Origin of the sequence: Herbaspirillum sp. AP02 (assembly GCF_015767275.1) — a bacterium.
Taxonomy (GTDB): Bacteria; Pseudomonadota; Gammaproteobacteria; order Burkholderiales; family Burkholderiaceae_D; genus Herbaspirillum.
This window is the reverse complement of the sequence record NZ_JADWMY010000006.1, coordinates 77,083-98,503: the sequence shown is the minus strand read 5'-3', so window position 1 is coordinate 98,503 and position 21,421 is coordinate 77,083. Positions and strand designations below refer to the sequence as shown.

At 64.1% G+C, this 21,421-nt stretch carries 20 protein-coding genes and 1 riboswitch; of the genes, 12 read left to right on the top strand and 8 right to left on the bottom strand.

Annotated elements, in window-relative coordinates; genetic code table 11:
• The first annotated feature begins 42 nt into the window (after positions 1-42).
• Both panC and I5R65_RS13860 read left to right on the top strand, forming a co-directional pair.
• Positions 43-882, top strand: coding sequence for a pantoate--beta-alanine ligase (panC, locus tag I5R65_RS13865; RefSeq protein ID WP_180668232.1), 840 nt, complete (start codon positions 43-45; stop codon positions 880-882).
• 3 nt (positions 883-885) lie between these two features.
• Positions 886-1,773: a cobalamin-binding protein gene (locus tag I5R65_RS13860; protein ID WP_180668231.1), complete on the top strand. Its 888-nt coding sequence runs from the start codon at positions 886-888 to the stop codon at positions 1,771-1,773.
• Between the two features lie 46 nt (positions 1,774-1,819).
• On the opposite strand, the gene I5R65_RS13855 is transcribed toward I5R65_RS13860, so the two are convergent.
• From I5R65_RS13855 to I5R65_RS13840, 4 genes are all read right to left on the bottom strand, one after another.
• Positions 1,820-2,431, bottom strand: coding sequence for a porin family protein (locus tag I5R65_RS13855; RefSeq protein WP_180668230.1), 612 nt, complete (start codon positions 2,429-2,431; stop codon positions 1,820-1,822).
• A gap of 248 nt (positions 2,432-2,679) precedes the next feature.
• A complete protein-coding gene (locus I5R65_RS13850) occupies positions 2,680-3,462 on the bottom strand; it encodes an ABC transporter ATP-binding protein (protein WP_180668229.1) in 783 nt (260 codons plus the stop codon).
• Entirely contained in the window at positions 3,459-4,442 is a 984-nt protein-coding gene (locus I5R65_RS13845) for an iron ABC transporter permease (RefSeq protein WP_180668228.1), read from the bottom strand. The genes I5R65_RS13850 and I5R65_RS13845 overlap by 4 nt, the downstream gene beginning before the upstream one ends.
• A 44-nt stretch (positions 4,443-4,486) precedes the next feature.
• Positions 4,487-6,481 carry a TonB-dependent receptor gene (locus I5R65_RS13840; RefSeq protein WP_180668227.1) on the bottom strand — a complete coding sequence of 665 codons (1,995 nt, stop codon included), beginning with the start codon at positions 6,479-6,481 and terminating at the stop codon, positions 4,487-4,489.
• A gap of 81 nt (positions 6,482-6,562) precedes the next feature.
• Positions 6,563-6,873: riboswitch (cobalamin riboswitch) on the bottom strand.
• 553 nt (positions 6,874-7,426) lie between these two features.
• Here I5R65_RS13840 and I5R65_RS13835 point away from each other — a divergent pair.
• Together I5R65_RS13835 and I5R65_RS13830 are read left to right on the top strand one after the other, a co-directional pair.
• Complete coding sequence (locus I5R65_RS13835) at positions 7,427-8,173, top strand: protein phosphatase CheZ (RefSeq protein WP_180668226.1); 747 nt, start codon at positions 7,427-7,429, stop codon at positions 8,171-8,173.
• On the top strand, positions 8,173-10,092 hold the full coding sequence (locus I5R65_RS13830) for a chemotaxis protein CheA (protein ID WP_180668225.1): 1,920 nt from the start codon (positions 8,173-8,175) through the stop codon (positions 10,090-10,092). The genes I5R65_RS13835 and I5R65_RS13830 overlap by 1 nt, the downstream gene beginning before the upstream one ends.
• A gap of 99 nt (positions 10,093-10,191) precedes the next feature.
• Here I5R65_RS13830 and I5R65_RS13825 read toward each other — a convergent pair whose 3' ends face one another.
• Positions 10,192-11,133, bottom strand: a complete 942-nt coding sequence (locus tag I5R65_RS13825) for a CysB family HTH-type transcriptional regulator (RefSeq protein ID WP_180668224.1) — start codon at positions 11,131-11,133, stop codon at positions 10,192-10,194.
• 180 nt (positions 11,134-11,313) lie between these two features.
• On the opposite strand from I5R65_RS13825, the gene I5R65_RS13820 reads away from it, so the two are divergent.
• From I5R65_RS13820 to I5R65_RS13785, 8 genes are all read left to right on the top strand, one after another.
• A complete protein-coding gene (locus tag I5R65_RS13820) occupies positions 11,314-12,087 on the top strand; it encodes a sulfite exporter TauE/SafE family protein (protein WP_180668223.1) in 774 nt (257 codons plus the stop codon).
• 66 nt (positions 12,088-12,153) lie between these two features.
• A complete protein-coding gene (locus I5R65_RS13815; RefSeq protein ID WP_180668222.1) occupies positions 12,154-13,851 on the top strand; it encodes a nitrite/sulfite reductase in 1,698 nt (565 codons plus the stop codon).
• Entirely contained in the window at positions 13,844-14,371 is a 528-nt protein-coding gene (locus I5R65_RS13810) for a DUF934 domain-containing protein (RefSeq protein WP_180668221.1), read from the top strand. The genes I5R65_RS13815 and I5R65_RS13810 overlap by 8 nt, the downstream gene beginning before the upstream one ends.
• 30 nt (positions 14,372-14,401) lie before the next feature.
• Complete coding sequence (locus I5R65_RS13805) at positions 14,402-15,133, top strand: phosphoadenylyl-sulfate reductase (RefSeq protein WP_180668220.1); 732 nt, start codon at positions 14,402-14,404, stop codon at positions 15,131-15,133.
• Positions 15,134-15,194: 61 nt separating this feature from the next.
• The gene (cysD, locus tag I5R65_RS13800; protein WP_180668219.1) at positions 15,195-16,130 is read left to right on the top strand and encodes a sulfate adenylyltransferase subunit CysD; all 936 of its coding nucleotides are present in this window, start codon (positions 15,195-15,197) and stop codon (positions 16,128-16,130) included.
• The gene (locus I5R65_RS13795) at positions 16,130-17,461 is read left to right on the top strand and encodes a sulfate adenylyltransferase subunit 1 (protein ID WP_180668218.1); all 1,332 of its coding nucleotides are present in this window, start codon (positions 16,130-16,132) and stop codon (positions 17,459-17,461) included. Before cysD ends, I5R65_RS13795 begins: the two co-directional genes overlap by 1 nt.
• A gap of 38 nt (positions 17,462-17,499) precedes the next feature.
• Positions 17,500-18,261, top strand: a complete 762-nt coding sequence (gene cobA / locus I5R65_RS13790; RefSeq protein WP_180668217.1) for a uroporphyrinogen-III C-methyltransferase — start codon at positions 17,500-17,502, stop codon at positions 18,259-18,261.
• 7 nt (positions 18,262-18,268) lie between these two features.
• Positions 18,269-18,640 (top strand): tRNA-binding protein, encoded by a 372-nt coding sequence (locus I5R65_RS13785; protein ID WP_180668216.1) that lies wholly within the window; start codon positions 18,269-18,271, stop codon positions 18,638-18,640.
• Between the two features lie 88 nt (positions 18,641-18,728).
• Here the strand turns inward: I5R65_RS13785 and I5R65_RS13780 are convergent, their stop codons facing one another.
• From I5R65_RS13780 to lptF, 3 genes are read right to left on the bottom strand one after another with little or no spacing between them, the layout of a single operon-like run.
• A complete protein-coding gene (locus tag I5R65_RS13780; protein ID WP_180668215.1) occupies positions 18,729-19,100 on the bottom strand; it encodes a sirohydrochlorin chelatase in 372 nt (123 codons plus the stop codon).
• Positions 19,101-19,148: 48 nt separating this feature from the next.
• Entirely contained in the window at positions 19,149-20,279 is a 1,131-nt protein-coding gene (gene lptG / locus I5R65_RS13775) for an LPS export ABC transporter permease LptG (RefSeq protein WP_006712775.1), read from the bottom strand.
• Position 20,280: 1 nt separating this feature from the next.
• Positions 20,281-21,411 (bottom strand): LPS export ABC transporter permease LptF, encoded by a 1,131-nt coding sequence (gene lptF / locus I5R65_RS13770; RefSeq protein ID WP_180668214.1) that lies wholly within the window; start codon positions 21,409-21,411, stop codon positions 20,281-20,283.
• Positions 21,412-21,421: the final 10 nt, after the last annotated feature.

The following is a 21,421-nucleotide window of genomic DNA, read 5'->3' as shown; positions in this document are numbered from 1 at the left end:
ACATGGCAGCCGCGCCGTCCGACCCGCAACCAGAGACTCCGCATGAAAATCATTTCCTCCATCGAAGAACTCCGCGACCACCTGCGCGGCCAGTTGCGCACCGCCTTCGTGGCGACCATGGGCAACCTGCACGAAGGTCACCTCTCGCTGATGCGCCTGGCGCGCACTCACGGCGACCCGGTGGTGGCATCAATCTTCGTCAATCGCCTGCAGTTCGGCCCCAACGAGGACTTCGACAAGTATCCGCGCACCTTCCAGGACGACGTCGAGAAGCTGGAGAAGGAAGGCGTCTACGTGCTCTTCGCGCCGACCGAAAAGGACATGTATCCGGAACCGCAGGAATACCGCGTGCAGCCGCCCAACGATCTGGGCAACATCCTGGAGGGCGAGTTCCGCCCCGGTTTCTTCACCGGCGTATCGACCGTGGTGATGAAGCTGTTCTCCTGTGTGCAGCCACGCGTGGCGGTGTTCGGCAAGAAGGACTACCAGCAGCTGATGATCGTGCGCAACATGGCGCGCCAGTTCGCCCTGCCTACCGAAATCGTCGGCGCCGAGACCTACCGCGCTGAAGACGGCCTGGCGCTGTCCTCGCGCAATGGTTATCTCTCGGCCGAGCAACGTGCCGAGGCGCCCTTGCTCTACAAGGTGTTGAACGATGTCGCCAATGAAGTGCGCGGCGGTCAGCACAATGTGGCGCTGGTGGAGCAACTGGCCATGGAACGCCTGGCCGGGCGCGGCTGGCAGCCCGACTACGTGGCCGTGCGCAAGCGCATCGACCTGCAGCCGCCCTCGGCCGCCGATATGGAACAGGGGACGCCACTGGTGGTGCTGTCGGCCGCCAAGCTGGGTGCGACCCGTCTGATCGACAACCTCGAAGTCTGACGCATGCGGGCGGCCGCGCCATTCGGACTGGCCGTCCTGGCCGTGGCCACCAGCGTTGCCGCCCATGCGGCCATCACCGTGCAGGACGACCTGGGCCAGAACGTGACTCTGGCGCAACCTGCACAGCGCATCGTCAGCCTGGCACCACATGTGACCGAACTGCTTTACGCGGCCGGCGCCGGTGCACGAGTGGTCGGCGTCAGCAACCATAGCGACTATCCTCCGCCAGCAGCCAGCCTGCCCACCCTGGGCGGCTACAACGCGCTCGACATGGAGCGCATCCTCAGCCTGAAGCCGGACCTGATCGTGGCCTGGCACAGCGGCAACAAGCCGCTGCAGCTGGCACGTCTGCGCAGCTTCGGCATCCCCATCTATGAGAGCCAGCCGGCCGACTTCGGCATGGTGGCCGGCTCTCTGGAAAAGCTGGGCCACCTGGCGGGCAGCGATGCCGCCGCGCAAGCTGCTGCTGCGAGCTTCCGCGCCCGCTGGCGACAACTGGCCACGCAATACCAGGGTCGCCCGCCGGTGAGCGTGTTCTACCAGATCTGGAGCCAACCGCTGATGACGCTCAACGGCCAGCACATGGCCTCAGCCGTGCTACGTCTGTGCGGCGGCCGCAATCTCTTCGCCGACCTGCCGCAACTGGTGCCCACCATCAGCGCAGAAGCCGTGCTGGCGGCCGATCCCCAGGTCATCCTCACCCCCGGTGACGCACGCGACCAGCCGCTGGAACGCTGGAAGCAATTCCCCCGCCTGCGGGCGGTGCGCGACGGGCAGCTTTATACGATCAATGCGGACTGGATGAACCGGGCCGGGCCGAGAGTGCTGGAGGCCGCCGAAGAGGTCTGCGGAAAGCTGGAGCAGGCGCGCCGGATGGCGCCTGCACAATAAAAAACATCCCTCGCCAGGAGGGATGTCGAGGATCAGGGAGTGATCTTCAGAAGCGGTATTTCAGGCCGGCTGCGAAAAAGTTCACGTCGGCATTGGAGTGGCCGGCCAGATCTTCATAACGGGTGTAGCCGCCATTGATGCTGACGATCTCGCTCAGATCGTATTCATAGCCCAGACCCAGCAGGTAACCGGTCCCCGACTTGGACGCCCGTTCGCTGACGCTGCCGGAGAATCCGAGATCACGATACTCATAGTGAGCGTCTTCGGTGAGCTTGGCCTGGGTGATCCCCCCTTTGAAATAGAGTCCCGGCAGGACGTTGGAGAATTTGTAGGAGGCGGTCAGATCGAAACCGCTCACGCGTGCCTTGGCACTGTCTCGCGAGAAGTGGTCCGTCTTTTCCACACTGGTTGCGCCGATGCGGAAGTAGCCCATCTCGACAGAGAAATTGGGAGTGAACTGATACCCGCCCCCAAAGCGAAACATGCCAGCATCGTTTTTCTCGATGGTGCCTGGCGAACGCTCGACATCAAGATCGTAGTGCGCTGCGCCGCCTTCGAGACCGACATAGAAGCCCTGCCCGGACTTCACGGCCTGTGCCGACGCGGTGACACTGACGACCGACAGCACGCCGGCGGCCAATAATTGCATTTTCTTCATCTGTTCCTCTTGTCATGATGTGAAAGAAACTTCCCGGCAGACTGAACCGACTGGACGGGAGCGGCTACCGGAAACACGAGGTACGTGGCCCGGATAGCCGGCGGCGATGATAGAAGTGGTGCAAATGCAGAGGAAGCGTAGCGAAAAATGGCAACGGAAATCTCGAAGACTCACGACAGCCAAATTAATAAATGTGGAGATTGAAGCGAATTTTGCGACGTCGATGTGGCGCGCAAGCGACGTCGCATTTAGTCGAGCGGCAAGGGCAGGAACTGCACCACCCCGTCTGCGGCGACCGGCACAAAGCGACAGCCGAAGGCGGCCTCCAGCGCCGCTGGCCGGCATATCTCCTGCGCAGGCCCAGCCCAGCGCTGCCCCTCACCGAGCAAGAGCACATGGGTGGCGAAACGGCTGGCCAGGTTGATATCGTGGCAGCTTGCCACCACGGCCTTGCCTTCTGCCGCGAGGGCGCGCAGCAAGGTCATGAGCTGCAGTTGCGCGGCGACGTCCTGGTGCGAGGTCGGTTCATCCAGCAGATACAGACCAGGGTCCTGTGCCAGCAAGGTCGCCAGGCCGACACGCTGGCGCTCGCCACCGGAGAGCCGGAGCAGGTCCGCGGCAACCAGCGACGACAGGCCCACCCGCTCCAGCGCGTCCAGCGCCAGTATCCGATCCTGCGCGGCCGGCTGCCATCCGCCTCGATGTACGAAACGTCCGGCCAGCACCGCCTCGATCACGGGCATGGAAAAGGCATCATGCTGCTGTTGCAGCAGCAGGCCGCGATGACGGGCCATCTCCGCCGGCGAGAGAACTTGCAGTACCTGTCCCTGCAATAGCCACTGCCCGGCGTGGGTTGCCTGCAGGCCGGCGGCGGCGTGCAGCAGCGTGCTCTTGCCGATACCGTTGCGCCCCAGCACGCACCAGAATTCCCCGGGTCGCACCTGCCAGTCCAGGCCTTCCAGCAGGATGCGGGAGCCCACCTGCAACGACACCTGCTGCGCCTGCAATAGGAAGAAAGCAGGGGCGCTCATGAACGCCCCCGCGCCAGCAACCACAAAAAGCAAGGCACCCCGATCAGCGCCGTGATCACGCCCACCGGCAACTGCACCGGGGCGACCACGGTACGCGCCAGCAGGTCAGCCAGGGTCAGTGCCGCGCCGCCGCCCAGCATGGCGCCCGGCAACAGCAGCCGCTGGTCGTTGCCGATCAGCAGGCGCAGACCATGCGGCACCACCAGCCCGACAAACCCGATGGTGCCGGCCATGGCCACCGCCATCGCGGTGCAGGCCGCAGCCGTACACAACACCATCACGCGCAGCCGCAGCACCGGCACGCCCAGCAACTGGGCGAAGGCATCGCCCCGCGTCAGCAGGTTCAGGGCCGGTGCAAAGCGCAAGGCCCATAGCAGGGCCAGTAGCAGTACCGCCGCGGTCGCCGGCAGCAGCCGGGCATCGTCAAGATCGCCGATCAGCCAGAACACCATGCCGCGCAATTGCGCATCAGGGGCCACCGACAAGGCCAGGGAGATCAGCGCACCGAAGCCGGCCGCCAGCATCACCCCGGTCAGCAACAGGCGCTGGCTGGACAGCAGGGGCGAAATCGCCAGATGCCGCAGGGACTGGCGCACCAGCCCGAACAACAGCAGCATCGCCACGGCCGCGCCCAGCAGGGCGCCCGGCGCGGTCGCCAACTGCACCGGCCAGCCCAGATGCAAGGCCGCCAGCATGGCCAGCAAGGCGCCCGCCGCCGAGCCGCCAGAGAGGCCCAGTACATAGGGATCCGCCAGCGGATTGCGCAGCAGCACCTGCATCAGGGCGCCCGAAAGGGCCAGTGCCGCCCCCACGGCAAAGGCCGTCAGCGCACGCGGCACGCGCAGGGACAGCAGCAGCGAAACCGTGTCGACCGAGGCCGAAGGACGCAGGCAACCGGTGCTGCCGCACAAGGCCGCTGCCGTCAGCGACAGCAGGGACAACAGCAGCAAGGTGCACAGCACGGGGAGGAAGCGTCGCATCGGCGGCAGGCTCGGGTCAGGAAGGAAAAATCAGTGGCTCCGCATCAGAAGTCATAGCGGGCCGTGAATTTTACCGCCCGCCCATCTTCCGGGTAGATGCCCGAGACCGAACCGCCACTGCAGTCATAGGCCTGGGAGTAATACTTGCGGTCGGCCAGGTTGGTCCCGGTCAGGGCAAATTCCCAGGCACTCACGCGCAGGGCGTAGCGGGCGTCGAAGGTGGTGAAGGAAGGCATCCTGGCGCAGGTGTTGGCGAAATCGTTGCCCATGCGCTGGCGGTCCACCCAGCGCGCACCGACATCGGCGCTGTGCTGGCCGGACTTCCAGTTGAGCCGGGTGGTGAAGGTATTGGCCGGCACCAGCGCCAGTTGCTTGCCGCTGTTGGCCCCCTCCTCGAAGCGGGCGTCGATGTGCTGGTAAGTGGCGTTCACGCCCAGGGTCTCGGTCAGCTGCAGCCGGCCCTCCACTTCCACGCCCTGGTGGCGGGTAGGCGCCAGGTTGCTGTTGGCGCCGAAGCCGCCATTGGCGGTGGGATCGTAATAGAGCTCGTCACGCAGACGGTGGCGGAACCAGCGCAGCGTCAGCTGCTGCCCGGTCTTGCCCAGGGTGGCCCCCAGCTCCAGGTCGTGCGACACCTGAGGCTTGAGCACGGCACCGGTGGGCAGCGCGGTGTAGCCGTTTTCGTCAGGCGTGGCCAGGCGATAGCTCTGGCCGGTCTTGGCAAAGGCGCGCAGCAGTGGCAGCGGCGCATAGCTGGCCTGCAGGTCCCAGGCATTGACGGCGCTGTTGCGGTCGTACAGGCCGGAGTCGCTCTGCTGGTTGAACACTTCGCGCCGTACGCCGGCGGCCACGCGGGCGTTGCGGGCGAATTCGATTTCGTCGCGCAGGTAGAGCGCCTTGGAGCGCTGGGCGGCATCGCTGTTGCCGTAGCTGGCGTTGTTATAGGCCGTCCATTCGGCCAGGTCGATGCCGGCGATGGCTTCGTTCTTCCACGTCCCCTGGTCAATCACATGACGCAGGCGCGGCGAGAATTGCGTGCCACGGATGTTGACCTGGGCGCTCGAGGCGCTGCTGATATAGCTGGAGCGGGAAATCTTTTCCCGGTGCGCCAGTTCGGCGGCGACATCGAAGGCGCCGAAACGGCGCTCCAGGAAGGCCGTCACGCTGTCGTTGTCGTAGGAACCGCGGTCCTGCGGCTTGCTGCTCTGGCGCGGGTTGGCCTCGTATTGCGCCTGGGTCAGGCTGCCGGGCAGGCCGAAGTCGGCACGCGACAGAGTGGCGCGCAGGCCAAAGCGCCAGTCGCTGGCGAACCACTGCACGGTGGAGCTCAGGTTTTCCTGGCTGGACTGGGCATTGTCGCGCCAGTTGTCGCTGCGCGACTTGGCATAGCTGGCATCGATGGAGAAGTTGTCCCAGCCGCGCGAGACCAGTGCCCGCCCGCCGCGCAGCCCCTGGCTGCCGACCTCGCCCACCACGGTGCCGTGGCCGCTGTTGGCCTGCGGCCGGCGCGTGATGATCTGGATGGTGCCGCCGGTGGCGCCGCTGCCGTACAGCACGCTGCTGCCGCCCCGCACGATCTCGATGCGCTCGATGTTCTCGATGGGGATGGAGGACAGCAACGGCGTGCTCAACTCGTTTTCGGAAATGCGCACGCCATCCAGCAGCACCACCATGTTCTGGTCGCCATTGGTGCCGAAACCGCGCAGGTCCAGCGGGAAGTCCTTGGGCCCGGCCAGGCTCTGGCGGCCATAGACCCCGCCCAGCTTGCGGATGGCTTCGTTGGCGTTGTCGATGCCGGCTTCGCGGATCTGCTCGGCGGTGATGACGGTGGCGGCCACCGGCGGGAAGGTCGGATCATTGGGGAAGCGCGAGGCCGACACCACCACCGGTGCCAGGGGCGCCGCCGGGTCGCTGGTGCTGACGGCGGTGACCGCCATGGCGGCCTGCGCCAGGGTGGACAGCATCAGGGTGGTACCGACACGCAGGGCAAAACGGGGACGCTGGCCGCCGAGGCTGGCCTGGGGATAAACGATATGCATGGAAAAGAGACTCGGTGAAGTGGTCCGGCCTGCCTCCCCGCGGGCCGGAATCAACGGAAGCCACGCCCGGCATCGCCACGCGCAGCTTCCTCCCGTTCTGGCCGGTCTCCGGGCTGCAGGCATGACCATCGGCCTTCCCATGCAGCGCCATGTTCGTCAGCCAGCCAACGCTGGCCGACTGAACCGGACACGGAATCTGCACAGTGGCATGGGGGATGGTGTTGCCGGCAAAACGCGACGTCTCGTCACTGTCTGGCCGGCGCCTGGTTACCGTTGCGGGGGCAGCACACCTTGACCAGCCCGGCCGCGTGCAGCGAACCAGACTGGTGCGTGTTTCCCGTTTAACTGCCGGCAAGAACACACCGACGGGCACCAAAACGGCGCCATTGTAGGTGCGCCCCGCCCGCACCACAAGCCGGCGGCGGTCAAATGCAGTCCACCGGGGCCAAATAAATGTCAGATGCTCGCCAAAAAGCAAGCCCGGCGCTGATCATGATGTAAATCAGCACAAGCCCGGCATGTGTATTGCTTTCAAGAAAAAGACGGATAGAATCCGAGGTTATATCGAAAAAATTCGAGATTCATGCGAATTTATTTCGGACAGTCGCGCCGGCCAGAGTGGTGGCAAGGGGCGAAAAAACGAAACAAATGGGGGGATTTCACTCGCTGTTTGGCCGATGAGATGGCCGTACCCGGCCCTATACTCGGCGCCATGGCATCGTCGACCCGCTGACCGTCTGGTCCGCTGGCCTCACCTGTCATCCCTGAATCGTTGTCGTGGTCTGCGAGCCTTCAGACTCCGCCCTTGTCTGCCGATATCTGTTTGATATCGCGGATGGGATGGTTGCTGTGCCTCCTGGAACGACGCATTTGATCCGCCTACGGGCAACTTTGCATAGCAGTGCGCTGCCGAGCGCACCAAATTTGTTGGGAGAATCAGTAATCATGAGCGACGACGTTGATCTGGAAGCATTGTTTGACGAAATTTCCTCACAGACATTACCGGCCATGAGTGCCGGTGAGGCCGCCGAGGCGCCCGGCGGCGCAGCCAGTGCTGGCGACGACGCCCAGCAGGGGCAAGAGGATCAGAGCGACAAGCCCATGTATGAACGCCTGGGCGGCATCGTTCGTCTGCTGCACGATTCGATGCGCGAACTGGGCTACGACCGCTCCCTGACCGACGTGGCCGAACAGATCGGCGACGCCCAGAGCCGCCTGGAACACATCGCCACCCTGACCGAACAGGCCGCCAACAAGGTGCTCAACGCGCTGGACTCCGGCATGCCGGCCCAGGACCGTCTGCAGGAGCAGGCCAAGGACATCAACGACCGCTGGACCAAGCTGTATGCCGGCCAGATGTCCATCGAAGACTTCAAGAAGCTGGCCGGTGACTCGCAGAAATTCTCTTCCTCGGTGATCGAATCGACCGAAGCGGAAAAGGCCCGCATGCTGGAAATCATGATGGCCCAGGACTTCCAGGACATCACCGGCCAGCTGATCAAGAAGATCGTGGGCATCACCGCCACCGCCGAGCGCGAACTGGCGCAATTGCTGCGCGACAATGCGCCGGCCGAGGTGCGCGCCCAGATCGAAGCGGAAAAGCCGGTGACCCTGATGAACGGCCCTGCCACACCGGGCACCGCCATGGGCCAGACCGATGTGGACGACTTACTCGATAGCCTGGGGTTCTAATGGATGACGAAATGCTCAAGGATTTTGTCGTTGAAGCGTTGGAGCTTGCGACCAACGTGGAAGAGCATCTGCTGACGCTCGAACGACATCCTGATGACCTTGAAATCCTCAATGCGGTCTTCCGCGCATTCCACACCATCAAGGGCGGAGCCGGGTTCGTCAACCTGCCGGCCATGGTGTCGGCCTGCCACCTGACCGAAAACCTGTTCGATGCCCTGCGTACCGGCAAGGCACCGGTCACGCCACTGGCCATCGAAGCGGCACTGCAGGCCAGCGGCTTCGTGGCCGACCAGCTGACCGAACTGTCCAACGGCGCTGCGCCCGACAGCCTGGCCTCGATGCCGGCCGAACTGGAGGACATCCTGACCCAGGCCATCGAAGGCAAGAGCGCTGCCGCTGCCGCTGCCGTCGCTGCGCCGGCCGTTGCTGCCGCCCCGGTGGCAGCAGCACCGGTGGTCGAGGTCGCCGTCAGCGCACCTGTCGCTGTGATCGATGACAGTGCCAGCGTGATGAAGAACGGCGAACTGGACTGGGCTACGCTGTACCAGGCGCTGGTGCCGGGCGCCGCGGTGGCAACTGCTGGCGCGCCGGCCGCAGTCGACGCTGCTCCGGCGGCAGCACCTGTGGCATCTGCCGCAGCTGCAGCCCCGGCCGCAACAGCGCCGGCCGCCGATGGCGAACAGAAGGCCGCGGCGCCGGCCCAGCACAATCGCCGTGCGAGCGACACGGGCACCAGCGCCAAGGAAGAAAGCATCCGTATCGATGCCGGCAAGCTCGATGCCCTGCTGGAAGTGGCCGGCGAATCGGTGCAGGCCGCCAACCAGGCCTCCGTACTGCTGGAAAAGCTGCAGCAGTTCAAGTTCGAAGGCAATGCTGCCGCACTGATGTCGACCCTGGCGGAAACCCTGGGCCGCGCCTCGCGTTATTCCAGCGAACTGCAACGCGCCACCTTGTCGACCCGCATGCAGCCGGTAGGCCGCCTGTTCCAGAAATTCCCCCGACTGGTGCGTGAACTGGCCAAGGACCTGGGCAAGGACGTGGACCTGGTCATCACCGGTGCCGATACCGAAGTCGACCGCGTGGTGGTGGATAGCCTCTACGACCCGCTGGTGCACATGCTGCGCAACTCGCTGGACCACGGCATCGAAGTGGACCGCGCTGCCGCCGGCAAGTCCAACAAGGCGACCATCTCGCTGCACGCCTGGCAAGCCGGTAGCAGCGTCATGATCGAAGTGTTCGACGACGGCAAGGGCATGGACCCGGACATGCTGCGCAACAAGGCGCTGGCCAAGGGCCTGATCACCGAACACCAGGCGCTGACCTCGGACGAGGCGCTGCAACTGGTGTTCCTGCCCGGCTTCTCGACCAAGGAAGTGGCCTCCAGCGTCTCCGGGCGCGGGGTGGGCATGGACGTGGTCAAGACGGCGGTGGAAAAGCATCGCGGCACCATCCGCATCGACTCCACCGTCGGCCGCGGCACCAAGTTCTCGATCCGCCTGCCGATCGAACTGTCGATCATCCCGACCATGCTGGTGCGCTGCGCCGGCGCGCCGCTGGCCCTGCCGATGGCGGTAGTCGAACGCGTGGTGGAACTGCCGGAGACCTTCGACGAAGTCGGCGGCGCCCCGGTGCTGCGCGACCAGGGCCGTCCGCTGCCCGTCAAGCCGCTGGCCGGCGTGCTGGGCTACGAGCCGGGCAATGAGCGCGTGGGTATCGTCATGGCGGTGCCACACCCCTACATCCTGGGCGTGGAATCCGTGGAAGGCACGGCCGACCTGGTGATCAAGCCGCTGACCGCGATCCACACCGCCGGCATCACCGGTACGGCCCGTTCGGCCGAGGGCGAGCTGGTGCTGGTGGTGGGCCTGTCCTTCCTGCTGGATGGTTGCCGTGACATGGAGCGTACCGCCGTAGCCTAAAGCCGCACTGCCGTACGCACAAGGCAAGACGGCCGGATCTTCATCGATCCGGCCGTCTTGCTTTCTTCGGTTTGCGTGCTTGTCCGTCAAGGGACTGGCTTAGAGTTCGTACATGTCCTTCTCACCCTCCATCACCTGGGTGATCAGCTTGCGGTTCAAGGTCGGCGCCAGCAATTCGATGAAGGTATAGACATAGCCGCGCAGGTAGGCGCCCTGCTTCAAGGCCACGCGCGAAACATTGGTGCCGAACAGATGACCCGCCGGAATCGCCCGCAGGCCGCGATCGCGCTCGGCATCAAAGGCGATGCCGGCGATGATGCCCACGCCCATGCCCAGTTCCACATAGGTCTTGATGACGTCGGCGTCGATGGCTTCCAGCACCACGTCCGGTTTCAGCTGGCGCAGCGAGAACGCATGATCGATCTTGCTGCGGCCACTGAAGGCCGAGTCATAGGTGATCAGCGGGTTGGACGCGATCTCTTCCAGCGTCAGGCTCCTGGATTGCAGCAGTGGATGCTCGGGCGGCACCACCACCACGTGTTCCCACTGATAGCAGGGCAGCGACACCAGCCCTTCGCCGGAGGCCAGGGCTTCGGTGGCGATGGCGATGTCGGCCTGGTCGTTGCGCACCATTTCCGTGATCTGCTTGGGATTGCCCTGCAGCAATGAAAGATGCACCTTGGGATACTTCTGCATGAAGGCCTGTACCACCTTGGGCAAGGCATAGCGGGCCTGGGTGTGGGTGGTGGCGATGGTGAAGCTACCACTGTCGTGGGCGGCAAACTCCTTGCCGATGCGTTTGAGGCCATCGACCTCCTGCATGATCAGCTCCACCGAGCGCAGCACTGCCCGGCCTGGCTCGGTCAGGCCGCGGATACGCTTGCCATGGCGGGTAAAGATATCCACACCCAGCTCTTCCTCCAGCTCGATGATGGCCTTGGAGACGCCCGGCTGGGAGGTATAGAGGGCCTTGGCAGCCTCGGTGAGGTTGAAGTTCTGCCTTACCGCTTCACGTACGAAACGGAACTGATGAAGATTCATGTGGGAATTCCTTCGCTTCTACCTAGCGCGGCGTCTGCATGTGTGTTTGTGTTTGCGACGTTCGCCTGCTTCATTTGCCGCATTTCCATATGCCAAAGGCGTATATAAGCAAATAAATACTATGTAGTTTGGTTTGAAGCATAAGTTTATTACGATTCGCAGACTAATGGGCGAGGTGTTATGACTGTTTCTTATGTAGTAAGCGGATTTGCCGTAGGACTGCTGGTCGGCCTGACCGGGGTCGGCGGCGGCTCGCTCATGACGCCCCTGCTGACCTTGCTGTTCGGCATCCATCCTTCGGTGGCGGTCGGTACCGACCTGGCCTTTGCCTCGGCCACCAAGACCGCCGGCACCCTGGCCCACCGCTTCAAGGGGACAGTGCGCTGGGACGTGGTACGCCGCCTGTCCTATGGCGCCCTGCCCGCCGCGCTGGTGACCACGCTGCTGCTGAAGCATTTCGGCGCCGTCAGTGACGGTATCGCCCTGACCATCCGTTATTCGATCGCCATCTCGGTGTTCCTGACCGTGATCGCGCTGCTGTTCCGCTCGCGCATGCAGGCCTGGCTCAATGCCAACCCGCAGCGCCAGCTGCAAGGCGCCGCACTGTCCAACGCCACCATCGCCGCCGGCGCCCTGCTGGGCACGCTGGTGACCATCTCCTCCATCGGCGCCGGTGCCGTGGGCGCGACCTTGCTGGTCTTGCTGTATCCTCGCCTGACGCCGGCCGAGATCGCCGGCACCGACATCGCCTATGCCGTCCCGCTGACCGCCATTGCCGCACTGGGTCACTGGTGGCTGGGGTCGATCAACTGGGAGTTGCTGGCCACCCTGCTGCTGGGGTCGGTGCCGGGCATCACCATCGGTTCTCTCGCGGCGCGGGCGGTGCCGGAGAAATTCTTGCGTGGCCTGCTGGCCATCACGCTGACGAGCGTGGCAGTCAAGCTGATTTGGTAGGCTGATTTTCAATCGGGCGCACCTGCCTCCAGGGTCGCCCATCAAGACGTTAACAGGGAAAACAAGATGTACCGCTATGACCAATACGATCACCTGATCGTCAAAGAGCGAGTCGCACAATACCGGGACCAGGTGCGTCGGCGCCTGTCGGATGAGCTGGCCGAAGATGAATTCCGCATCCTGCGCCTGCAAAATGGCCTGTACCTGCAACGCCATGCCTACATGCTGCGCATCGCCATTCCCTACGGCATGCTGGCCTCCAACCAACTGCGCAAGTTCGCCGAGATCGCCGTCAAGTACGACCGCGGCTACGGTCACTTCACCACCCGCCAGAACATCCAGTTCAACTGGATCAAGCTGGAAGAATCCCCGGAAATCCTGGAACAGCTGGCCAGCGTGGAAATGCACGCCATCCAGACCTCCGGCAACTGCATCCGCAACACCACCTCGGACGAGCTGGCCGGCGTGGCCGCCGACGAGATCGTCGATCCGCGCCCGTACGCCGAACTGATCCGCGAGTGGAGCACTTTCCACCCCGAGTTCGCCTACCTGCCGCGCAAGTTCAAGATCGCCATCAGCGGCGCCGCCGAAGACCGTGCCGCCACCGCCGTGCATGACATCGGCCTGCACGTGCTCCGGAACGAAGCCGGCGAAGTGGGTTTCCGCGTGCTGGTGGGCGGCGGCATGGGTCGTACCCCGATCCTGGGCAGCGTCATCCGTGACTTCCTGCCCTGGAAGCACGCCATGTCCTATCTGGAAGCCATCCTGCGCGTCTACAACCAGCATGGTCGCCGCGACAACATGTACAAGGCCCGCATCAAGATCCTGGTCAAGGCCATCGGCCCCGAGGAATTCGCGCGCCAGGTCGAGGCGGAATGGGCCGACATCAAGGACGGCCCCTCCACCCTGACCGAGGAAGAACTGCAGCGCGTGGCCAAGTTCTTCACCGACCCGGCCTACGAAAACCTTCCTGCCGTCGACGCGGAATATGAACGTCTGAAGGCTGAAGACCGCGGCTTCGCCAACTGGATCAAGCGCAACGTCAAGGCACACAAGAAGCCCGGCTACGCCGCCGTGCTGCTGTCGCTGAAAAAGCCGGGCGTGCCCCCGGGCGACATCACCGCCGACCAGATGAACTTCGCCGCCGACCTGGCCGACCAGTACAGCTTCGGCGAGCTGCGCGTGACCCACGAACAGAACCTGGTGCTGGCCGACGTCAAGCAGTCCGGACTGTACGCGCTGTGGAAGGCTGCCAAGTCGCACAGCCTGGCTACGCCCAACATTGGCCTGTTGACCGACATCATCTGCTGCCCCGGCGGCGACTTCTGCTCGCTGGCCAATGCCAAGTCGATCCCGATCGCCCAGGCCATCGCCGAGAAGTTCGAGAACATCGATTTCCAGCATGACATCGGCGATATCGAACTCAACATCTCCGGCTGCATCAACGCCTGCGGTCACCACCATGTGGGCAACATCGGCATCCTGGGCGTGGACAAGGACGGTTCCGAGTGGTACCAGGTCTCGCTGGGCGGCGCCCAGGGCAACGAGTCCTCGATCGGCAAGATCATCGGCCCCTCGTTCTCGGCCACCCAGATGCCTACCGTCATCGACCGCCTGCTGCAGGTCTATGTGCAACAGCGCAATGAGGAAGAACGCTTCATCGATACCGTGCGCCGCATCGGTGTGACCCCGTTCAAGGAATTCGTATACGCAACGCCGATCCGTTCGGCCGACTATGTCGCAGGAGAAGACGCCAATGCCTGACATCATCAAGAACAAGACCGTCGTCAGTGACGACTGGAGCGTGCTGCGCCTGGCTGAAGGCGAGTCCGCAGAGACCATCACCGTGCCGGCCGGTCGCGTGATCGTGCCGCTGAAGGTCTGGCAGGCACAGGGCGAGGCGCTCAAGTCGCGCGCCGAGATCGGCGTCTGGCTGGCCAGCGACGAGCGCGCCGAAGAGCTGAAGGGCCAGCTGGACAGCTTCCAGGTGATTGCCGTGGACTTCCCCAAGTTCGCCGACGGCCGTGGCTACTCCATCGCCTACAACCTGCGTGCCCGCCTGGGCTATGCCGGCGAGCTGCGCGCCATCGGCGACGTGCTGCGCGACCAGCTGTTCTACATGCAGCGTGTGGGCTTCGATGCCTTCGCCGTGCGTGCCGACAAGAACATCCATGACGCCGTCAAGGGCCTGACCGACTTCTCCGAGAAGTACCAGACCTCTTGGGATGAGAAGAACCCGCTGTTCCGCCGCGTCAAGCGCGAAACCGCGCAGGCCGCCGACTGAACGGCCATGTTGAACGAGGAAGGACAGCCCATGGCTAACCCAGGCTTGCAAGAACTGATCGCCAAGACCCAGGCCACGCTGGAACACATCGCCGCCGAATACGCCCCGGCGGCGCTGGCCTCCAGCCTGGCGGCCGAAGACATGGTGCTGACCGACCTGATCCTGCGCGGCAAGCTGCAGGATCGCATCAGCATCTTCACCCTGGAAACCGGCCGCCTGCACAAGGAAACCGTGGGCATGCTGGACCGCATCCGCGAAACCTACGATTACGAGGTCGCGCCCTACCGTCCGCAACCCGAGGCCATAGAAGCCTACGTGCAGAAGAACGGCGCCAATGCCTTCTATGACAGCGTGGAACTGCGCAAGGAATGCTGCCACATCCGCAAGATGGAGCCGCTGAACCGCGCCCTCACCGGCAAGGCCTCCTGGGTCACCGGACAGCGTCGCGCACAGTCGGTCACGCGTGCCGAACTGCACGTGCAGGAACGCGATGAAGCCCACGGCATGGAGAAATTCAATCCGCTGGCGGACTGGTCGGAACAGGACGTCTGGGACTACCTCCGCGCCAACGAAGTGCCCTACAATCCACTGCACGATCAGGGTTACCCGTCCATCGGCTGCGAGCCCTGTACCCGCGCCATCCAGCCCGGCGAGGATATCCGCGCCGGCCGCTGGTGGTGGGAGAACCCGGACTCCAAGGAATGCGGCCTGCACGTGGTCGATGGCAAGCTGGTGCGTATCAAGGCGCACGCGGCGGGCTGATCAAGAATTCAACCAGAGCAACAATCAAAGCCACAACAAGCAAAGCATCGGAAGGCCCGGCATGAACACTGCGGTAGACAAACTCTTTTTGGACAACGCCAGCAACCGTCACCTCGACTGGCTGGAATCGGAAGCCATCCACATCATGCGCGAGGTCGCGGCCGAGTGCAGCAACCCGGCGCTGCTGTTCTCCGGCGGCAAGGACTCGGTGGTGCTGCTGCGCATCGCCGAGAAGGCCTTCCGCCCGGGCAAGTTCCCCTTCCCGCTGGTCCACATCGACACCGGCCACAACTTCCCGGAAGTCATCGAGTTCCGTGACCGCCGCGCCAATGAACTGGGCGAGCGCCTGGTGGTGCGTTCGGTGGAAGACTCGATCAAGCGCGGCACCGTGCGCCTGCGCAACCCGCTGACCGATTCACGCAATGCCGCCCAGGCCGTGACCCTGCTGGAAACCATCGAGGAATTCAAGTTCGACGCCTGTATCGGCGGCGCGCGCCGGGATGAAGAAAAGGCCCGCGCCAAGGAACGCATCTTCTCCTTCCGCGACGAGTTCGGCCAGTGGAACCCCAAGGCCCAGCGCCCCGAGCTGTGGGACCTGTATAACACCCGCGTGCATCCGGGCGAGAACATGCGCGTCTTCCCCATCTCCAACTGGACCGAGCTGGATGTGTGGCAATACATCGCCCGCGAAAACCTGGCCCTGCCCTCGATCTACTTCGCCCACGAGCGCGAAGTGATCCCGCGCAATGGCCTGCTGGTACCGCTGACCGACCTGACCCCGGCCCGCGACGGCGAGACCGTGGAAAAGCAGGTGGTGCGCTTCCGCACCGTAGGCGACATCTCCTGCACCTGCCCGGTGTCCTCGGACGCCACGTCGGTGGACGCCATCATCGCCGAGACCGCAGTGACCCAGATTACCGAGCGCGGCGCCACCCGCATGGACGACCAGACGTCCGAAGCCTCGATGGAAAAACGCAAGAAGGAAGGATATTTCTGATGAACGCCGCCGCAACCCAAGAACAACTGGCCAACGCCGCCGCGCCCGCGCACGAACGCGGCCTGCTGCGCTTCATCACCGCCGGTTCCGTGGACGATGGCAAGAGCACCCTGATCGGCCGCCTGCTGTTCGACAGCAAGGGCATCTTCGCCGACCAGCTCGACGCCATCTCGCGCGCCAAGCACAAGCGCACCGTGGGTGACACGGTGGACCTGTCGCTGCTGACCGACGGCCTGGAAGCCGAGCGCGAGCAAGGCATCACCATCGACGTGGCCTACCGCTACTTCGCCACGCCCAAGCGCAAGTTCATCATTGCCGACACCCCCGGCCACGAGCAGTACACCCGCAACATGGTCACCGGCGCCTCCACGGCGGACGCGGTGATCATCCTGGTGGATGTGTCCAAGGTAAAGCTCGGAGATGACGGTAGCGTCGAACTGCTGACCCAGACCAAGCGTCACTCCACCATCGCCCACCTGCTGCAGATCCAGCACGTGATCGTGGCCGTCAACAAGATGGACCTGGTGGATTACGACCAGACCGTCTACGACCGCATCGTCGGCGCCTACCAGCAGTTCGCCCAGCAGCTGGGCCTGAAGGATGTGCATGCCATTCCGCTGTCGGCCCTGGCCGGGGACAACGTGGTCACCGCCAGCGAGCGCCTGTCCTGGTACCAGGGTCCGACCCTGATCACCCTGCTGGAGTCGCTCTCGGTCTACGAAGATGCGCACGAAGAAGCCTTCCGCTTCCCGGTGCAGCTGGTGGCGCGCCACAACGGTCATGAAGCCAACGATTTCCGTGGCTACATGGGCCGCATCGAAGCCGGCAAGGTCGCCAAGGGTGACAAGCTGGTGGTGCTGCCCAGCGGCCAGAGCGCGACCGTCAAGGACATCCAGACCCTGGACGGTTCCCTGGAGTCGGCCACGGCCGGCCAGTCGGTGACCATCCTGCTGGACGAATACCTGGACATCTCCCGCGGCGACCTGCTGGCCGCTGCCGCCCAGCCCTCGACCATCCTCAAGACCGTCAATGCCGATGTCTGCTGGCTCTCGGAGGAACCGCTGGATCTGCGCCGCAAGTACTGGCTCAAGCACACCACCAAGCAGGTGGCAGCGCGTGTGTCCAAGGTCGATACGCTCTTGGACATCAATACCCAGGAACGCCGCCCGGCCGATACCTTGAAGCTCAACGACATCGCCCGCATCAGCGTGAACGTGCAAGCCCCCATCGCTGCCGACGGCTACCAGGATATCCGCGCCACCGGCGCCTTCATCCTGATCGACGAAGTGAGCCACCAGACCGTGGCCGCTGGTATGATTCGGATCGACTGATTTTCCTTCGATCCGCAATCGTACCTTGTACCAAGGCCATGGCCACCGAACAGGCAGCAAACCCATCCTCTTCCGACTCACCCACACCCAGCCCGGAACATCCGGGCTGGGTGTGGCTGATCGGCTCCGGCCCCGGCGCGGCTGACCTGCTGACGGTACGCGCTGCGCGCCTGCTGGCGCAGGCCGACATCGTGCTGCATGACGCCCTGGTCACTGAAGAAATCCTGGCCCTCTGCCCGCAAGCCGTACAGGTATCGGTAGGCAAGCGCAGTGGCCAGCGCTCCACCGCCCAGCCGGTCATCAACCAAAAACTGGTGGAAGCCGCCCAGCAATACCGCCGCGTGGTGCGCCTCAAAGGCGGTGACCCCATGCTCTTCGGCCGTGCCGACGAGGAAATGCGGGCCCTGGAAGAACACCATATCCCCTACGAGATCGTCCCCGGCATCACCGCCGCCCTGGCCGCCGCCTCGGCGGCCAAGCGCCCGCTGACCCGGCGCGGCATCGCGCGCAGCGTGTCGCTGTTCACCTCCAGCACGGGCGTGGACGAGCCGGACGAAGTGCGCATGCCCAATGGCGATACGCTGGTGCAGTACATGGGTGGCCGCGAAGCCACGGCCACCGCGCAGCGCCTCTTGGCGCTGGGCCATGCGCCCGATACCCCGGTGGTAGTGGTGGAAAACTGCAGCCGCCCCGACCAGCACATCTACCACCTGCAACTGGCCGGCCTGGAAGCCGGGCTGCAGGCCTGCAGTGGACCGGTGCTGGTGATGATCGGTCCGGCCCTGGCCGACCGCGACTGAAAACGCCATGCACCTCCTGCACGACACCAATGCCCCCGCCGCCGACGCCATCGATTTCGACGCCTTCCTGAAGGTCGATATCCGCATCGGCACCATTGTTGCCGCCGACGCCTTCCCCGAAGCCCGCAAGCCAGCCTTCAAGCTGAAGATCGACTTCGGCCCCGGCATCGGCGTACGCCAGAGCAGCGCCCAGATCACCACGCATTACATGCTGGAGCAGTTGGTGGGCCGGCAGGTGGCGGCGGTGGTCAATTTCCCGCCGCGCCAGATTGGCAAGTTCATGTCGGAAGTATTGACGCTGGGCTTCCCCGATGCCCAGGGCGAGGTGGTGCTATTCCAGCCCGACCAGGCAGTGCCGAACGGCGCGCGCCTGTTCTGATCCGGCCACAACCCAGTCAGCTGCCCCAAAAGAAGATGGCCCGTCACGACGGGCCATCCTTGTTTGCAGCGCCAGCGGAGCGGACCCGTCAGGTCTGCAAGGTCCCGATGCAATAGGCGGCAATCGCCTGCAGCACGGCCTCATCCTCGCCCACCGCCGGCACGGTGCGAATCTCCACCTCCGGATGTGCCTGGCGCAACTGCTCCAGCAATTGCGGCAGGTCGCGCCGCACATGCCCCCCCTGCCCCAGGAATACCGGGATCACCGTCACACGCCGGCTACCGGCCGCCACCTGCTGCGCCACCACGGTGGGCAGGTCCGGTTGCATCAGTTCCAGGAAAGCCAGCTCCACGCCGACAGCCGGCATGGCTGCGCGGGTCAGCGTGCGCAGACGTTCGAACGGTGCGGCCCAGGCCGGGTCGCGGGCGCCATGGGCGAAGAGGATCAGGCTTTGTTGCATGCGGATGTCGTATCGGGTTGAGACGGGATCAGCTGAGATCAACTGGGGTCAGGTGCGTTCCACCCACCACAGGGCGCCGATCGCCAGCGCCATGAACAGCAGGCTGGGGAGCGCCGCCGTGACGAAAGCCGGCCAGGTATTGAGCAAACCCAGGTGGGAAAAGAGGCTGTTGATCAACTGGAAGCACACGCCGATCATGATGCCGGTGAAGATCTTCAGGCTCACGCCACCGGCGCGGAAGTGCAGGTAGGCGAAGGGCAGCGCCAGCGCCATCATCACGAAGATGGACAGCGGGTAGACGATCTTCTTCCAGAACGCGATTTCATAGCGGTCGGTGCGCTGGTTGTTGGCTTCCAGGTGCTTGGTATAGGCCAGCAGGTCATAGGCCGACATGCGGTCCGGATCGGCAAACAGGACCGACAGGATTTCCGGCGTCACCTCCGAGACCAGCTTCATCTGGGCCGTCTTGACGGTCTTGACCGGCTCGGTGATCTTGCGGTCACGGCCGCCGGTGAAATCGGACTGCACCACCTCATTGAGCACCCACTGGTGATTGCCCTCGTACAGGCCGGACTTGGCAGTGATCATGCGGGCCATGTGGAAATCGGTATCGAGTTCATAGAGCTTGACGCCCTCGATACGGCCATCCGGTTGCACGGTCTGGATGTTGATGAAGCGGCTGCCGGTGACGTTGCCTTCCAGACCCTTGTCCTTGATCACGTCCTTGGCCCACATGCCCGAGCGGAACTGCGACGACATCGACGCCCCCTGCGCCTGCAGCTTGAGCTTCTCGGCCCACTCGCTGGCCTTGGGCGCAATCAGCTCGCCGAAGACGATGGTCAGCACCGCAAAACCGACACCGATGCGCAGCAGCACCTTGGCCGCCATGCCGGTAGACATGCTGGAGACCCGCATGATGGTGAATTCGGAGCGCGCCGCCAGTTGCGAGAGGGTGTAGATGGTGCCGATCAGCACCGCCGTGGGCATCAGTTCATAGACGTTGCCGGGCAAACCCATGAGCACGTAGAACACCGCCTCCTGCAGCTTGTAGCCATTGCGGCCGACCTGCTCCAGCTGGCCCATCATTTCAAAGAAGGCGAACAGCGCCAGGAAGGCCGCCAGCGCGAACAGCACCGAGCGCGTGATCTCGGAGGTGAAGTAACGTTGGATGACTCTCATCTCAGGCCTCGCGCTGGAACGTCATGGCGCGGCGCACACGGCTCCACAACCGGGATGGGTGATAGGGATGGTTGATATTGAGCCGCAGCACGAACATGCCCACGATCAGTGCTGCCACGATCACGTGCACCGGCCACCAGGCCATCATGAAGCTGGTGCGCTGCTGCGCCACCGAGGCCTGGAACACGCTGACCGTATTGCTGTAGACCACGAACAGCAGCAGCGCCACCAGCAGGCCCAGCGAACGGCCGGCACGCGGGTTCACGAAGGACAGCGGGATGGCCAGCAGCATCAGGGCCAATGCCATCAGCGGCAAGGCGATACGCCACAGCAGTTCGCCGCGCGCATAGCCGTCGCTCTTCTGTAGCAGCTCACCCATCTGCAGCGCCCGTGCCGAGCGCTCGCCGGCAGCCGCCTGCGACTGGTTGCCGATCAGCAGGCCATAACGTTCGAAATCGACGATCTGGAAATCCGGCAGGCTGGGCGAGCCGTCATAGCGGCGACCCTTGTTCATGACCACGAACTTCTCGCCATCGGGATCGATGACGGTCTCGCCTTCCTTGGCCACCACCACGCTGTTCTTGCCGTCGGCATTGATGGTATTGACAAAGATGTTGCGCACCTTGGAAGCGTCGCCGGAAATGCCCTCGACGAAGAAGATGCGGTTGGCCGCGGCCGATTCCTGGAACTTGCCGGGGGAGACGCGGGCGATGTCCTCGCGCTGCTCGAAGCGGCTGCGGTACTCGCTGCTCTGTTCGTTGGCCCAGGGCGTGACCACGAAGGACAGCGTCGCCACCAGGGCCACGATGGGCCAGCCGAATTTCAGTATCGGCACGATCCAGCGCGTGAGCGACAGACCGCAGGCGAACCAGACCACGATCTCGGAATCCTGGTAGCTGCGCGTCATCACCAGCAACACCGAGATGAAGCCGGTCAGGATCAGGATGATGGGCATGTAGTTCAGCGACTGGAAGCCGATCAGGGCCAGTACGTCTTGCGACGCCACCTGCCCACCGGCGGCCTGGCCGAGGATCTTGATCAGCATCACGGTCAGCGTGATGGTAAACAGCGTCGTGAAGACCCCACCTGCGGTGCTGGTCAGTTCGCGACGCAGAGCGCGCTGGAAAATCATGGGAATGCTG